Source organism: Bacillus sp. FSL K6-3312 (assembly GCF_038007485.1).
GTDB lineage: Bacteria > Bacillota > Bacilli > Bacillales > Bacillaceae > Bacillus > Bacillus pumilus.
The window spans coordinates 3,090,564-3,107,112 of the sequence record NZ_JBBOXI010000001.1; the positions used below are offsets into that span (position 1 = coordinate 3,090,564).

Consider the following 16,549-nt stretch of genomic DNA (forward strand, 5'->3'; position numbering starts at 1 on the left):
TATTTTAACAATTGATACGTTTTTACATTTTTTAGAAGTATAATAGATTGGTGCTGCCAACAATTTAAATCATTTGAAGAGGTGAATTGTCTTGAAAAAACTCATTTGTATTGTTGCTGTCATGCTCTTTCTATCCTCTGCAAGTTATGCGTATGCAGGGACAATTGGAGATCCCCCAGGGACGCCAGGAAAGTGGTTTAAAGGAGAAGAGCCCATTCAAAAAGACGGGTCAAAACCACCACTTGTTTTTGTTCATGGCATTAACAGCTCCTCCTCCACTTGGTCCAATCGAAACGATATGGCAAAGCAGGCTGTTTTGAACGGATACGAAAGCGCATTCATAGATTTGCACCCAGATCAGGACATGAAAAAGAACGGCAAACTATTAGCGGAAAAGCTCAAAGAAATCTATGATGCGTTTGGTAGAAAACTCATTGTGATTGGTCATAGTAAAGGAGGGGTCGATACACAGTCCGCCCTGGTGTATTTCAAAGCCCATCCCTATGTGGAAAAAGTCATTACTCTCGGCTCTCCTCATAACGGGACACCGCTTGCGGATCTAGCATATAGCAAGGGCGGAAGCTGGCTTGCGGAAATTCTTGGACAAAAAAGCGACGCGCTTTATTCTTTGCAAACCGGTCTAATGGCGGCTTTTCGAAGTGAAACGGACCAGCTAGAGGCGTTCCCCAATAAATATGTCACCTACTCTGGTTCGGAATGGGGAACATTTGGCGGTGCGCTGTATTTAGGCGGCATGTATTTAAAGAGCTTTGGTACAAATGATGGTGCCGTCACGGTAAACAGCACAAAACTATCATATGCAAACAATATTTTAACCGGAAAATGGGATCACTATTCAATCAAAAACGGCACAAGTATGTTTCCTGTGTTCCAGCATCAGCTGCTGGCAAATGCCGCGAGCGCTGAAAATAAACATAAAGAGGAACAAGAGCCCGTTTCTGCTGAGCTCAATACAGATGTTTATGTGAAAGGTGGAGAAAGTGAAAAGGATCAAACAGAAGCGTTCTATGTAGAGGAAGGAACGAATGGCTTATCGATCCAGTGGTTAAATGAAAGGCAGGAGACGCAGCCCGAAATCATTGCCCCAAATGGAGATGTCTTAACAAACCTTAAGACATCGGAAGCATCTTTCCCATATGAAGGCGCATATTCACACCATGTGAAAATCAATAAACCCGTTCCTGGAAAATGGACGATTCAATCGAACTCAGGAAAAAGAGCTCCTTATCTGCTGCTTGTAACCTTTGATTCACCATTAAATGAAGAAATTAAAGAAGCTGCTTCGAAGTCAGAGGGTGCATCGACCCATTCAAGCGGTCTTATTAAACGGTTAAGCAAATCTGTGGAAACCAATTACTTTAAAGACGCACAAAAGGATCATCCACTGAAAACAAGTAGCTCATCAGCTATTCAATTGAAAAAAAAAGGTGCTTATTCCGTCACGGTGCAATACACTGGACTCACTACGTCAGGGACATCTGCGTTTAACCGTACCGTTATTCGCACATTGTATGTTGATCAGCACGGAACGATTCATGGAGACATTCCATATTAAACAGAGCGTTTCATGGGCTGAAGTGCCTGTTGCACTTTCTGATCCAAATCGGCCATTTTTTTCATTGCGAGTGATTCGTCTATTTGTCTGTAATGGTGGTGTCCGCCAGGCTCTTCATCCATTTCATCTGCTTTCTTCACAATTTGTTGAAGTGTGTCCTTATGAAGGTCGCCCTCTGGCAAATAGGAATCTGTATGAAGCAGAATCGCAAGTGCAATATCTTTGGCTGCTTTTGGTTCCTCCCCGAGCCGTATGAGCAGTTTATGTGCCCGCTCTGCACCTTTAATGGCATGAATATCATTTCGTCTATATGTCTCGTAATCCCACTCTCCGCCGGCTGTATACCATTCATAATGGCCAATGTCATGTAAGAGCGCTGCTTTCACAGCCAGATCTGGGTTAATCCCAGCCTTCATCGCCAGCTTGAATGCGTGATAAGCACAAGCAATCGCATGGGCTTTTCCTGAACGATTTAAATACTTTTGAGCAACTGGATGGGTGTAAACATCCATTAATGTAACCTTTCTCATGGAAACCCCTCCTTATCTATATTTTTAGCATCCTAACATATTCTGAAAAGAAACTCAAATGTTCTGTTATATTTTCTATGAGTCTCAAGATTAGCTTATGTCAAATTAGCCGGTTTTGCTTGTACAAGACGGAAAAAAGCAGTCGTTATGACTGCTTTTTCACATAGTCACGTGCATCGTATACGCAGCCGCCAGCTGGATCATCTGCTAAAAGATCGAGCAAAATACTTGCGACTTCATCTGGACTCTTCAAAGTACCTGTTTCATATAATTGCTGAAAACGATCAATTTGTTCGAAGTCCTGTTTTGATGATTTCCGAATCTCTCCCTGCATATCTGTATCAATTGTGCCCGGAGAAAACGAAAACGTGTTGATTGGATACGCCTCGTCCTGCTGTTCCTCATGCAAAGTCCTCATAAACATATCAAGTCCTGCCTTTGAGCTGCAATACGCACTCCAGCCTTTATAAGGATTTTTCGCCGCTCCAGAAGAAAGGTGAACAATCGATTTCTTTCCATTAAATGATTGAGTATGCTTAACAAACACATGGCTCAGCAAAACAGGAATCAATAGATTCAGCGTATAATGCTGATGAAGCATATCCTGTCCGCCTTGCCCCACACGCTTGATTGGTGTCACCATGCCTGCATTATTAACGAATAAGATGTCATCAGCTGCTGCCAGTGTTTGCGGCGTGAGACAATCTTGAAGCCATTTGGCTGCTGCTTGCTCATCTGTCAGATCGACCTGTGTATGTGTAAGCTTCGGATGAGAAATCGGTGATGCACTTCTTGCTGCCGTGTACACATGATCTCCGCGTGAGAGCAGCCGGTTCACAAGTGCTAGGCCAAATCCTTTTGATCCGCCTGTAACGATTGAAATTCGAATGACAATCTCCTCCCTTGATAACTCTATTTTACGTATGGAAACGGTACGACTTCAAGCAATCTGCATAAAGAAAAACCTGCCTCTTTTTAAAGAGACAGGCTATTTCTTCTCAGCCTTCACATTCACCTTTGGAATTAGAATAAACATCACAACGATGCCAAAGACGATTAAGAAACCAAAGATGATCGGAAGCAGTGCGGATGACTGCTTCTCATAATCATCTCCAGAAGGTGCCGATACAGCGGCATCACGAAAAGAGATATTCATCTCTTCCATCATGTGAGCTGATGTTTTGGGCGGGTTCTCTTTTAGATCACTGAAAAGCTGCGGAGAAAGAGACCCTCCCGGAGTTTTAGGCGGTTCAGCAAAATGAATGTCTGTTTTAACTGTTGATGTCTTTTTACTTTGTTCGTATTTCGTTTGATCCCTCAATATACTTGAGTTAATATTGAGCTCTTTTTCTTGATATTCATTCGGCTTGACATTTGTATCCGTATCTTCACCAGCAGCGAAAGCAGCAGGAATGAGGAGAAAAAGGGACATGACACCAAGTGCCATCCCTTTCACGAACAGATTAAGCCTCATGAGTCACATCACGTTCCTCCGTTTTATCTTTCCATAGCTTTGTCACAAGCGGGATGGCCATGAAGAGGACAGTTAAAATCACTAATCCTATAACACCCATTCCAAAGTGATCTCCATTTCCATATTGGATGGACAGGTACACGTCTGTCACTGGATTTGTGAAATGGAAATTCGGCATCACCAAATCAATTAATGGTGCGACAAAGAAGAAAATAAGCGCCGTTGCTGCCATCCATCCGGCAATAGAGCCGAAAAGGAACGCCGTGCGAATAAAGGCGGAACAAGCCACTAATAGTAAGATCGTGAAAATGGACCACTGAATCGCTTGATCATCTGCAAGCTTGTAAATGTTCAGTCCGAACAAGCTGATCATGAGTCCGACTAATAGATTTAAGATGCCAAACAGTGCACCTTTAACCAGGATCGGCGCTGCCGCATAATACGAGCTGAAAAAGCCAATTAACAAACTACTGATCATCACAATGACCAAAATGACCACTGGCGGTACAGTCTGCGTTTTTTCTTCTGGTACATCACCGCTAATTTTCAGCGGATTGGCTAAGTGATTATACACATAGTTGCTGTTGCCTTGATCACTTAATGTGTTTCCTAAAATACCTTTCAAATCTTGCTGAACAAGCTTCGTGGAATGAACATTCTTGCTCCAGTTTTCATTCAGCGTATCCGCTTTTTCTTGAACTGTTGTCACACTCTCTTCAATATTATTCGTATAATCCGCCACCCCTTTTTGGCGGTCGGTTAACGAACTCATATTTTCAGAAAGTCGAAGCACTTCCTGACCAATTGAATCCTGCGCACTGACAACAATAGAACTGCCTGCAAGGTCTGCCGTATACACTGCATCTCCTTGATCAGCCATTTGCTCCGCAACATTGTCCGCACTTTCAGAAATTGTGTTTAATTCCTGTTCCATGCTTGCCTGCTGAGTCGAAATGTATTCTGCATAGCCATCTGAAAACTTCTGCATCTCATCAATAAAAGTAGACACATCATCGTTTGACGTCAGCATTTGTTTTTTGAGCGTATCCCAGTTGTCTGTTTCCTCTTTTTTGATGGAGAGGATGGACTGGATATTCTCTTCTTTTGCGTCATATAAAGAAGAGTTATTAGATGGTTGATAGACATTTGCGATCATCAGCTCTAGCTGAGAGAGTTGATTGGAATACTCCATTAATTTTTTAGTTCTTGTTGATTTTGTTTCGAACTTTTTCTCAAAAAGATTGTCATTAAAAGCTTCACCAATCGGTGAGTTTCTGCCCTTCAGCTCTTTTACTTTACTTAAAATAGTGGATTCCTGATTTTTGATTTCATTTGGAATCACATTATATCGATCTTGTAACCATAGGAACATCTTTTCAAGCTTTTCTACTTTTTTCGTAAGTTTCTCAAGCTCTTTACTCATTTGACTCACTTTGTCTTTCAATTCGTCATTATGAGCGGAAGCTTTTTCTTGAATTTTCTTTTTCACTTCATCTAAGCGAGTTGAGAGTGCTTTTAGGTCATCCTGCGATGAATCCTTGCTACCGCTATCTGGCTGAGCAGGATTTTCACCACTTTCACCTTCTTCCCCATCTCCAGCCGAAGGCGGTGTCTCCTGTTCTCCTAATTGATCCGCAAGGTCGTTCATTTCTATTGAAATTTGTGAGAGCTCATTTGTTTCTTCATCTAGGTTAATCCCAATCTCTTCTGGGTTTTCATTATCTTGATCTGATGGCCCGTCATCTTCAGAATCAACTGGCGGCTCAGGCTCGTCCATCAACTCTTGCCTTTTTGCCAATAGCTTTGTCTGCAAGGATGATATCTTATTTCGATAGTATTCTAAGTAACGCTCTTCATAGTTTTTAATTAGTTCCTTCTGAGACGCTATCACAAGATCCGTTAATCCCGTTGATTGCTTAGGAATGGCTTCTTCTCTTGACTTTTGAACAGATTGGATGGCGCTGTCCGTTGTGTTCAGCTGACTTTGTACCCCGTTGATGTCTGTTTTGAGTCCGCCCATCTGATCACTAAAGCTGCGGGCATTTTGGTTTTGGATATCAGCGAGCTGTTTGAGCCCCTGCTGGATTTGTTTTTGGTTTGTCGATTGCGCTTTGATCAAGAGGTCCTTTTGTTTGTCTTGATACTGCTGGTACTGATCGACTACTTTCACAAAGTCCTTTAACTGGTTCTTTGCTTCTTCTGTTGTAGTCAGACCGTCTTTATACTGTTTCTGCGAGTCGGTCATCGCATTTTTTAATTCTTCTATTTGTTTCTTCTGCTGCTGAACGGCGTCTGATAGTTTGTTTGAGTTTGGCTTATAGAAGTTATACATCGTGTTTTGGAATTCGACTTCTTTGCCGACAATATGCTCAAACTCTTCTCTGACATTGCCGATTTCCTGTGATACAAAACTCCAGTATAAAGTCGACATCTGTTCATTCATTTTCTTTTGCGCATTTTCCAGCTCTCTTTGCACTTTCTCTTTATTGACTGAATTGAGCTGATCTTGAATGGAAAATTGAATGGATGCCTTTTCAGGATGATCTTTATCATAGCTCAGCACATTTTTAGAGAAATCAGACGGAATATAGAGGACAGCGTCATACTTTCTGCTTTTCAGTCCATTTTCCGCCGCACTGCGGTTCACTACGGTCCATGTATAATCTGGACGCTCTGATAATGCGGCCACGACATCCTGTCCGAAACGAGCGGTGTTTTCACTTTCGCTCGCTCCCATATCCTCATTGACCACAGCAATATTACGCGTGGCATTCTTTTTCTGTTTTGCCGGATCATCTCCAATAAGGTGGAAAAATAAAACCGGCAGAACCAGAATCAATATCATGGTCGATACGATTTTGATGGAGCTTTTTTGCTGCTCTGTCATTGAACACTCTTCCTTTCTACCGCACATAAAGGAACCTGGATTTTCTTCTCTTTCCCGTTTTCAACCAAATATCCAAAGCCTGGCTGAATGTCTGGTTCTTGTCTTGCATACGGAAGCGGTATGATGTTTTGCTCTGATTTTTTCATGAGTAACATGGCATGACGAACTTGTTTGATTTCGTTTGTGAGTGCATCATAGCCTTTACTGAATTCGGTATGATTTCCTGATGCGATCAGGCTAAAGCCTAGGTGCGCATATGATTTCATGAAATCAGCCAATTGATCTTGAAGACGCGGGTCGATTGTCTGCTGAAAACGCGTAATGCCATCAACCACAAGCACAATTTGAGGGAACGACAACTGATCAGTCTCTCCCCGGCGCACAGCTTCGACGTACATCTCTTCCCGCACCTTGAATAAACGGTCTATTTCCTCTGCCCATTCGGTGATATCATCTTTTGTTTCAAGGTAATCAATGTTCTCTTCTTTTGCATAATGAGAGAGACCCCGATCAATCGAATCAAAGACGGCCAGCTTCTCAGGTTTTGCTGCTAAAAGCTGATCAAGCATCAGTTTTGTCACATTTGTTTTCCCTCGCTGCGTTTGACCGATGATGAGGCAGTGTTTATTCTTCTTCAAGTCAAAGTAAACAGGAGCAACAGATTCCTCATCTAGTCCGACTGGAATGTCATAAGGCTGTTTTTGTTCTTCTAAGCGATTCTCTAGCTCCCAAATGGTTAGTTTATCAGGAAGCATTGGTACAGGTTTTGGTTTTTCAGCTGATTCAAAGCGATCATGAAGAAGCTGAATCTCTTGTTTCAAATGCTCAAACAGCTCGAGATCGTTCTCTCCTTCAACTGGTAGGAACATTTGTGCAAAGTAAAGCTCTTCTTTGTTGATAATGACTCGCCCCGGAATCGGCTCTAAGCTAAATTTCGGTCTGCCAATAATCGAGTACGCCTCTCCTTGATCCATTAAGTAATGGACGACCTTTGTTTTCAAGTTGTTCATAAGAGATTGGCGGACTGCATTTACCCGAGTCGCTGTAATCAAGAAGTAAATTCCTAATGATTGACCATCACGGCTCAGCTGGATAAATTCAGATTCAAGTTCATGCATTTCGTCTTTGACAATGTCAAAGTTGTCGATCACGATGAAAATGAATGGGAGCTTTTTCTCATTTAAGGCGTTGTACATTTTGATATGACTCATTTCTTGCTGCCTGAATAACCGCTTGCGGTATTCAACTTCTTCCCGCAGACGCGTCATCGACTTTTGAATCTTTCTCATTTGATCCATTAAGAAATAATCCGCCGTGTGCGGCAGTTTGGCTAACGGAAGCAATGTTCCGTTTCCGAAGTCATAAATGTACGCATGCCATTCTTCAGGTGAATATCTCTCCGCAAAGCTCATGAGCAGTGTTGTGGCAGCAAGTGATTTTCCGTAGCCGGAGGAACCAAAGATACCAATGTTCCCATCCTCCATCATGTGATAAGAAAGTGGATGCTGGCTTTGCTGATCTGGCTCATCGACAAGCGCAAAATGGAAGACATGCTCTTCACTTGACGCATAACGTGATTTTGGAATCCGTTCTTCGAGCGGTGGAAGCCAAGGACTTGGGAGCTTCTCAATCCCAAGCTCCTGCTGCATACGTTCAATTTCATCCACAACAGCAGAAATCTCCGACACTGTCTCCTTTTTCACAGCCGGCTCTGTACTTACCCCAGATAACGGAATAAGTCCAGTATCAGTCACAATGGCAATGTCATCTTCTGATCCGTAGCCATCTTCCATATAAGGCGCACCGCTCCAAGCTGATTGGAACAATTCATAGATTTCATTGTTTCCTACTTGTAAGTAGCCGCGGCCTGTAACGGTAATAGACGCCGCATCACTATTTTTCAATATCTCCTTACTGTCTGACGCATCTTGTACTTTTAATGCGACCTTAAAGCGGGAGTTACTCCAAATCTGATCATCGATCACCCCACCTGGTTTTTGGGTAGCCAAAATGAGATGAACCCCGAGGCTTCGGCCGATACGTGCCGCACTGACAAGCTCTCTAATAAAGTCGGGCTCTTCACTTTTTAATTCAGCGAACTCATCAGAGATTAAGAATAAATGAGGCATTGCCTGTTCAGCCTTTTTCTCCTTATAGAGCTTCGTATAATCATTGATGTGATTCACATGATATTGATCAAACAAGCGTTGTCTTTTCTTCAATTCACTTTTAATTGAGGCAAGCGCTCTTTCACTAAAGTTCTTACTGCCTTCAATATTGGTGATCGTACCAAGTAAATGAGGAATATTCCGGAACGGCTGCGCCATTCCGCCTCCTTTATAGTCAATCAATAGGAAAGCGACTTCATGCGGGTGAAAGTGTACAGCGAGCGATAAAATGTACGTCTGTAAAAATTCACTTTTCCCTGATCCTGTTGTTCCCGCCAACAGGCCGTGCGGGCCGTGTGCTTTTTCGTGCAGGTTCAGATCCACAATGTCATTTTTTCCTTTATAACCGATTGGCACAGAGAGTGATTTAGCCGTTTCTGATGTGAGCCACTTTTCACGAATGCCAATCTCGTCTACCTGTTTGGCATGAAAAAGATCAAGGAAGGAGACCGTTTCAGGAATCGAATTGGTCATGCCAACTTGATGATCTAATGTTCTCAGCGTTCTGGCAAATAGCTCATTGTCCCTGCGCTCATGTGTATCAAGCTGAAATGGAATTCGGACGGCTTTCTTGTGCTGAATGAGAATATCTCCTTCTTCCTCGTTAATATAACGGACAAGCGTCGAGATGTTTTCAGCTAAGCTCTCCTTTGTTTCAGCAGCAAAAATAATGGAGATGCCAAGGTCAGTTCGGCTGCCTTCTAAATATTCTAAAATCACATGTTCCGCAATGAGCTCATGATTTGTCACGATAAACACAAAGTGAGGCGTAAAGATCTTCTTCTCTTTTTCTTCTTCTAGATCACGCTCACGTAAAATTTCATAAATGGAGGACAACAGCTGATCGCGTGTTTGTTCGTTGTAAATAAACCCTTTGCCGTATGTATGAGGCAGCTGGAAATGCGGAAGCCATTTCATCCATTCCCAATTCTCATACTCCTGCTCATGAAAAATAAACACAAATCTTAAATCATGATAGCTATGCGAGAAAGCAAGCTGTCCGACAAGCTGATGAAGCTCCTTTTTTACAATGGCTGGCTTTCCAATCAATCCAGTTGGGCCATCGGCAAGACCGAATGTGATAGGTACATCCTTCACTTCACGATAGACCTGTTGCATGTGCTGCGTTTGTTCCATTAAGTCATCGATATCACGATTGGCCATATCACCGCCGCTCATCGATAGTTCATAGCTTGACGGAACTGCGCCCGTCCCAAGACGCAGCTGCAAGAAATCATCACTCACAAGTGTTTTTTCCCAAATTCGGCCGCTAATTTCTGACGTTAAATACTTCATTTCTTCAAATGACGGATAATGATACGTCAAAATATATTGCTGGCGGTCGTAAAGCTCTTGCAGCTCTTTTCGTTTATTTTCTAAGTAAAGAGAATAGACTCGTTGCCGTTTCTCTTCCCGTCTTTTGCGTTGTGATTTCTCTTTAAAGTATTGAACAGACGATGTGATTAATGTCATGATAAACATCGCCATCGACACGACAATAAAGATTCCGCGCGGCTGGATAAGAGCGACAATTCCCATCACAAGAAGCATCACAAGCGGCGGGAGGACAACAAGCCAGAGCCCTCTGCTGTTATTTTCGCTCTCCTGCGAAGGAAAGCTAAAGGAAACCCGGTCATCTGGCAGATCATAAATTAAACGTGGTGTTCGTCTATATAAAGGATATTTTTGTTTTGTTTCTGTGCTTGGTGCTCTTGTTTTTTCCAAACGTGTTTGAAATGGTTCATATGCAGTCACCTGCAATAAATCATCATCTTTCAATGTCACCGTTAGAAAGTTCCAGAACAGCTCATCTCCAGCATCAATTGTCTCTGGACCGTGAATTTTTTTCCCGTTCACATAAATAGTTTCGTCCTGAGGCATGACATACCAAGTTCCTTCGATTTTCTCCAAAGTAAACTGGCTCGCATCTTGAAACATAGAATGCGCTTGTTCTTTCCACACATCGATCTCATCTTTGTTCTCACGTGAAAAAGACAGCTCGACTCTATTTCCTAGGTAATAAATGTGTTGATCATGATGTGCTTCCATTAAAATAAGTGTCAGTGTATTAAGCTTATATGGTTCATGTGGAAGCAATGTGCCTTTCTTCTTTTCACCCTGATAAATGGAAAAGCCATCATTCGGTTCATCGGGAGTTAAACGGATGACCCCTTCATCAAACGAAAGTGAAGGGATTGTCACCGTATGCTCTATTTCAGGTCCAATCACAGCTTCTCGATTGAACTGCTCGTCTAAACGGACGGTTTGATAATCCTCCTCATAAAAAACCCAAAGAAGACTCAAACGCTCCACCTCCTCATGGGACAGCACCAACTGTCAGTTGTATCGAAAGAATTATTTTTTCTCATCTTTTTTCGTCTGAGAGGTTTTCTTTTTCGCTTCAGATTCTTTCTCTTTTTTCTCTTGATCGGCTTTTGACTGCTCTTTTTGTTCAGCTGTTTCATCTGTTTGGCTTGCGCCCGAGGAGTCATTGGTGCTTGTCTCCGTTGTTTCTTTTTCTTCATATTTCGCCATTTCCTTAATAATTGGATCTAGCTGTTTTTGTTTTTCTTCTGCAGAAAGACTGTCATCGTTTTGAATGTCATTGCGGTAGGCGACGAGTGCCGTAAATATGTACCGGTCGTCTCCAAGTACACGTGCAATATCAAGTGCTTCCTTGCTATTGCCTTGTCCGATATGAATCCAGAAAAGGAAATATTGCGGATCAGTCTGTAATGTGTATGTATCTGTGATTTCTTTTTTATGCTGATCGAGTAACAGATTGCCTTGATTTGTTTGTACATACGAAATGGCCAGTTCATATTGAAGAGAGACCGGCATTTGATTGGCTGAATATTTTTCTAACGTATCCACCACTTGGCTGTACTGTTTGTTGAGATAATATTTGTTTGCCTCGACATACGCTTCTTGTTTCGGCATCGCAAAAAAGAAGGTGTAAATGGTGTACACCAATGCAGGGATTAATAGGACAAGCAGACCTAGTCCGACATATCGTTCGACCTTCCATTTCTTTTTCGGAATGGTCAATAGCGTTTTCTCTTTCGTTTCAATCGCTTCGATCTTTTGCTGAATCAGGGCAGACAATTCTTCCAGAGACTGCGTTTCGTTGATCTCTTTTGCCAGTTCAGATAATTTCAGCGTCTCGCTGTAAGCCACATATTCTTGAAACTGATATTCATGGTCCACCACTCGAAGAATGACGGCTTTGACCTCTTTTAACAGACGATGCTCATCCGTTTCATATGGCGGGATGCTTTCTTTGACGCCGTAATGCAAAAGTGCAGGAGCTAAGCCTTGATGAAAAACAATGTTTTCAGGAGAAACAATAGGATGCAGCCGCTTCACGTCGTGTTTGCACACTGCATCGACAAGCTGGTATGAAAAAATCCATTTGCTTTTTTCATCCTTCGCATGGATGAAACGAAATTCCTGATAGGCAGGAGGCGGTTGAATAGAAATAATGACCTCATCTTCAGTTAATTGAATCTCTTTTTTGAATGAAGGATTGATGTCTTTGATTGGTGCCGCTTCTAAACCGTCTAAGAGTTTAATGGTCTCTCTTTGAAAAATGAAGCTGTAGGTTACGCCCTCTTTTTTCATCACTGCTTCTAATTGTTCTTCTAAATAGGAACTCTTTTTATCTGCCATTTACAAAAGTCCTTTCATAGTATTTCCAGCCTGTCTCCTGTGGTGATTCCACAGTCTGACAGCTTATATTCGCCTGAAAACACAGCTTTCTTATTGACTACTCGCACCCAGCCGCCTTCTCGCTTAGGAAGTGAGATTTGTTTTGCCTGCCAGGCGATATGGATGACTTGTTTAATATGTAAATAATTTGATAGTCTCAAATCAAACACACTGCCATCATAATTTTTTAAGTCGATGGTAATATCGATATACACAAATTTCCACCTCACAAAATAGAAAGAGCGCCGGCATCCATTGACAGACTCGGCGCTTTTTCTGCTTTTCACACTTAGAAAGGAAATCCCTTTGATTAGCCGCGGATTTGGCTGGCGATGTCTTGGTCAGTGCTTTCAAGTGTATTTGCCGTTTGATCAAGCTGATTGCTGACATCTGTTAATAGATCAGACATTTTGATGAATGAAGGCTTTAACTGCTCGTATTGATCAGCAAATGCTTCACTAGAAGCACCTTCCCACATTCCTTTTAAATCTGAGATCATTCTATTTAGACGATCAACTTGGTTTAACACTTCTTGACTTTCAACACCATATTGCTTAGCGGTCGCTCTTAGTTCTTCTGGGGTTACACGAATAATTCCTGACATATTCCTCATTACCTCCCGTGCATAGCCGCCATATAATGGGCTAATCCACTTATTTTTTGACGTTATTATTATAAAAACAGAAATGATACACAGTCAAACAAATCTGTTTTTATTTTACAAAATGAGTCTATAGAATTACTGTATTTTCGCTTTTTATCTAGTATTTAACATTTTTTTGGTCATATATTCTTAATAAGTGTAGACACACTTCACTGAATCTTTCCGCCTATTGATTTATTACTACATTATTATTGTACTATTTCTTTTTCGCCTTCTTTCAGCATCGATGCGCTCGCTTCTCATAGCGATCTCTTTTTTAAATTTATGGCATTTTGTTATTGATTTACGTACCTCTTTCTCTTCATAATGTAAGTACGTGAAATATTCGAAAAAGCAGGGGTTTTTATGACAAAAAAGACGGATCCATTTAAGTATAGTCTTGATCGTTTAGAGGATGTGGCAGACCAAATTAGTGATGTGCTCAATTGCCCTATTACTATAGAAGATACGCATCATCGATTGCTCGCTTATAGCACACATAATGATTTTACTGATCCCGCCAGAACTTCAACCATTATCTCCCGCCGCGTACCGGAAAAGGTCATTAATCGGCTTTGGAAGGACGGCATCATTCCTACACTCCTTAAAACAGACGAACCGCTTCGTGTCCCTCAAATTGCAGAGGTGGGTTTATCTAGCAGGGTTGCCATTTCAATCTGGAAGGACAAAGAAGTACTCGGATTTATCTGGGCGATTGAATCCACACAGCCTTTTTCAGAAGAAGACATGGACCTTCTGAAGATGGCAGCACATGCTGTTAAAAACAAATTACTTAACTTACAAATTCGCAAAACGAAAACAGAAGTACGCAATCAGGAGCTTTTTTGGAAGATGCTCACAGGTCATATTCATGAAAAGGATGAGATGCTCGACCTATTTTTAAGACTCGGCATCAGATGTCCAGACACTTATGCCATCATCATCTTCCGCCTTCGTGACGAACTCACAGAGGACACAGAAAAAAAGCTATCTTATCTGCTTGAAACAACGCAGCAAGTCCAAGTGCTGTTAACGACTGTTGATTTTCACGAATTCATTATTCTTGTCTCACCAAAAACAGAGCACCCGCTGCAGGATATTAAACAATTCACAAGTGGCATGCTGCAGCAGCTGTCTGACCGTTATCATATCCATCACGTTCAAGCAGCGATTGGTGGAATTTACGATAACATCTCTCATATTCAGCCATCCTATAAAGAAGCACTCGCTGTATTAAAAACAAAAGAGCGCTTCCCTGTTGAAACCGAACGTTTACACAGTTTTTCTGAACTTGGTATTTATCAATATTTAGATGTCCTCGCTGAAAAACGAAGGGGCTCATCTTACTCCAGTTACTCATTATCAAAGCTGGAAGATTACGACCTGAGGCACCATTCCAACCTAGTCGAAACCCTTGAACGATTTATTGACTGTGACAGCAATGCCAATATTGCGGCAAAGCAATTAAACATCCACATCAATACATTGAATTACAGATTAAAACGCATTACAGACATTGCAGAAATCGATTTAAAAAACATGAATGAGAAAATGACCATATACCTTGATATGAAGCTAAAAAACGTCCATTTGTGAAATTTCACAAAGAGGCGTTTTTTTATTTTTTATTTCAACCGAAGCATTTTTTAAACATTCGGGATACACTAGACATACAATATGAATAGATAAGCATGGGAGGAATAAACATGATCATCGGCATTCCGAAAGAGATTAAGAACAATGAAAACCGAGTGGCATTAACACCAGGAGCAGCTTCTCAATTACTTTCAGCTGGACATCAGATTTTGATTGAAACAAACGCTGGTTTTGGAAGCGGATTCACTGATGACGATTATGTATCTGTTGGTGCAGAAATTCTTGATCAAGCGAAAGATGTGTGGGCATCTTCTGATATGATCATGAAGGTAAAAGAACCATTACCTGAGGAATATTCATATTTCAGAGAAGGACTCATCTTATTTACGTACCTGCATCTTGCTGCAGAGCCCTCCTTGGCTGAAGCTTTAAAACAAAAAGGCGTCACAGCTATTGCTTATGAAACTGTAACGGACGGAAAATCACTCCCTCTCTTAACACCTATGTCTGAAGTGGCAGGCAGAATGGCCGCCCAAATCGGTGCACAATTTTTAGAAAAGCCAAAAGGCGGTAAAGGCATCTTGCTCGCAGGCGTACCAGGGGTATCAAGAGGGAAGGTCACGATTATAGGCGGCGGTGTTGTTGGAACAAACGCAGCGAAAATGGCGATTGGACTTGGCGCAGATGTCACTCTTATTGACGTAAACGCAGAACGCTTACGTCAGCTGGACGATCAATTTGGTCATCAAATGAAAACGTTAATGTCTAACCCCGTCAACATCGCCGATTCAGTCAGTGAGGCAGACCTTCTCATTTGTGCGGTACTGATCCCAGGTGCCAAAGCACCAACGCTTGTGACGGAAGAAATGGTGAAGCAAATGAAGCCCGGTTCCGTCATCGTAGACGTAGCCATTGACCAAGGCGGCATTGTCGAAACCATAGATCATATCACAACACATGATCAACCTACTTATGAAAAACACGGTATTTTACATTATGCTGTCGCCAATATGCCTGGAGCAGTTCCACGGACATCGACTGTTGCTTTAACGAATGTCACCGTACCATACGCACTGCAAATTGCTCATAAAGGCGCTGCAAAAGCCATTCAAGAAAACAAAGCCATCGCAGAAGGTGTCAATGTCATGAACGGACATATCACATATGAAGCCGTCGCTCGTGATCTCGGCTATGATTATGTGCCAGTTCATCAAGCGATCGATGCGTCTTCTATGACAGAAGCTTAATACAGACCCGCCCTTTTAAAGGGCGGGTTTTATTGTTAACCAATGATAAAAATAGGTTGACAAACAGTCCTCATCCCCTTAATCTATTTGTACAGATAAGACAGGGGGAAACATCATGCAACAGAAAACAAGAACCGCTGATTTTGTGTTAGTCGGAATGTTTGCTGCACTCATGGCGATTGGAGCCAATATCACATCCATTGTGCCGTTTTTGCAAGTCGGCGGAATTCCACTTACGATGCAGCCATTTTTTTGTGTACTTGCTGGTCTTTTGCTCGGCAGACGGCTTGGTGCATTAGCTATGATTGTATATGCCTTGGTCGGAATTGCTGGCGCACCTGTATTCGCACAGTTCTCAGCAGGCTTTGGGGTGATTTTAGGTAAAAGCGGTGGTTTTGTCTTATCGTATATTCCTGCTGCTTGGTTAGCTGGATTCATTTTAGAAAAAAGAAAAAATCCTGACTTTGGCCGCTTTTTGCTTGCAGCTATTGCAGGTACGACCGTCATGTATGTGATTGGAACGACTTATACTTATCTCGCATTAAATGTGTGGCTGAATGCACCCATTTCCTATCAAACCACGTGGTTCTTTATGATCTGGTTTATGGTGAAAGACTACGCATTGACGATATTGCTTGCGATGCTAGCACCTAAAATTTATCGCTCTGTTTCAAAAGCCACGTCCTTTCGAAAACAACAAGCCGCATCATAAGGGCAGAC

At 42.0% G+C, this 16,549-nt stretch carries 12 protein-coding genes; 4 read left to right on the forward strand and 8 right to left on the reverse strand.

Going from position 1 to position 16,549, the window contains the following annotated elements; translation table 11 throughout:
• The first annotated feature begins 91 nt into the window (after positions 1–91).
• Positions 92–1,576, forward strand: coding sequence for an esterase/lipase family protein (locus tag MHI11_RS16270; RefSeq protein WP_340961559.1), 1,485 nt, complete (start codon positions 92–94; stop codon positions 1,574–1,576).
• Here MHI11_RS16270 and MHI11_RS16275 read toward each other — a convergent pair.
• From MHI11_RS16275 to MHI11_RS16310, 8 genes are all read right to left on the reverse strand, one after another.
• On the reverse strand, positions 1,573–2,106 hold the full coding sequence (locus tag MHI11_RS16275) for an HD domain-containing protein (protein WP_106029264.1): 534 nt from the start codon (positions 2,104–2,106) through the stop codon (positions 1,573–1,575). The two genes, MHI11_RS16270 and MHI11_RS16275, sit on opposite strands and share 4 nt — an antisense overlap.
• Positions 2,107–2,251: 145 nt before the next feature.
• Positions 2,252–2,995 (reverse strand): (S)-benzoin forming benzil reductase, encoded by a 744-nt coding sequence (locus MHI11_RS16280; protein WP_189282620.1) that lies wholly within the window; start codon positions 2,993–2,995, stop codon positions 2,252–2,254.
• 99 nt (positions 2,996–3,094) lie between these two features.
• Positions 3,095–3,580, reverse strand: a complete 486-nt coding sequence (gene essA / locus MHI11_RS16285; protein WP_034620111.1) for a type VII secretion protein EssA — start codon at positions 3,578–3,580, stop codon at positions 3,095–3,097.
• Positions 3,570–6,467, reverse strand: a complete 2,898-nt coding sequence (gene esaA, locus MHI11_RS16290; protein WP_106067666.1) for a type VII secretion protein EsaA — start codon at positions 6,465–6,467, stop codon at positions 3,570–3,572. Before esaA ends, essA begins: the two co-directional genes overlap by 11 nt.
• The gene (essC, locus tag MHI11_RS16295; RefSeq protein ID WP_340961564.1) at positions 6,464–10,939 is read right to left on the reverse strand and encodes a type VII secretion protein EssC; all 4,476 of its coding nucleotides are present in this window, start codon (positions 10,937–10,939) and stop codon (positions 6,464–6,466) included. The genes esaA and essC overlap by 4 nt, the downstream gene beginning before the upstream one ends.
• A 51-nt stretch (positions 10,940–10,990) precedes the next feature.
• On the reverse strand, positions 10,991–12,304 hold the full coding sequence (essB, locus tag MHI11_RS16300; RefSeq protein ID WP_340961566.1) for a type VII secretion protein EssB: 1,314 nt from the start codon (positions 12,302–12,304) through the stop codon (positions 10,991–10,993).
• A 14-nt stretch (positions 12,305–12,318) separates the two neighbouring features.
• Entirely contained in the window at positions 12,319–12,558 is a 240-nt protein-coding gene (locus MHI11_RS16305; protein WP_003213579.1) for an EsaB/YukD family protein, read from the reverse strand.
• Positions 12,559–12,653: 95 nt separating this feature from the next.
• On the reverse strand, positions 12,654–12,947 hold the full coding sequence (locus tag MHI11_RS16310) for a WXG100 family type VII secretion target (RefSeq protein WP_003213769.1): 294 nt from the start codon (positions 12,945–12,947) through the stop codon (positions 12,654–12,656).
• A 405-nt stretch (positions 12,948–13,352) separates the two neighbouring features.
• On the opposite strand from MHI11_RS16310, the gene MHI11_RS16315 reads away from it, so the two are divergent.
• From MHI11_RS16315 to MHI11_RS16325, 3 genes are all read left to right on the forward strand, one after another.
• Positions 13,353–14,582, forward strand: coding sequence for a PucR family transcriptional regulator (locus tag MHI11_RS16315; protein WP_044140830.1), 1,230 nt, complete (start codon positions 13,353–13,355; stop codon positions 14,580–14,582).
• A gap of 110 nt (positions 14,583–14,692) precedes the next feature.
• On the forward strand, positions 14,693–15,829 hold the full coding sequence (gene ald, locus MHI11_RS16320) for an alanine dehydrogenase (protein WP_044140831.1): 1,137 nt from the start codon (positions 14,693–14,695) through the stop codon (positions 15,827–15,829).
• A 115-nt stretch (positions 15,830–15,944) separates the two neighbouring features.
• Positions 15,945–16,541: a biotin transporter BioY gene (locus tag MHI11_RS16325; protein ID WP_340961569.1), complete on the forward strand. Its 597-nt coding sequence runs from the start codon at positions 15,945–15,947 to the stop codon at positions 16,539–16,541.
• Positions 16,542–16,549 lie beyond the last annotated feature (8 nt).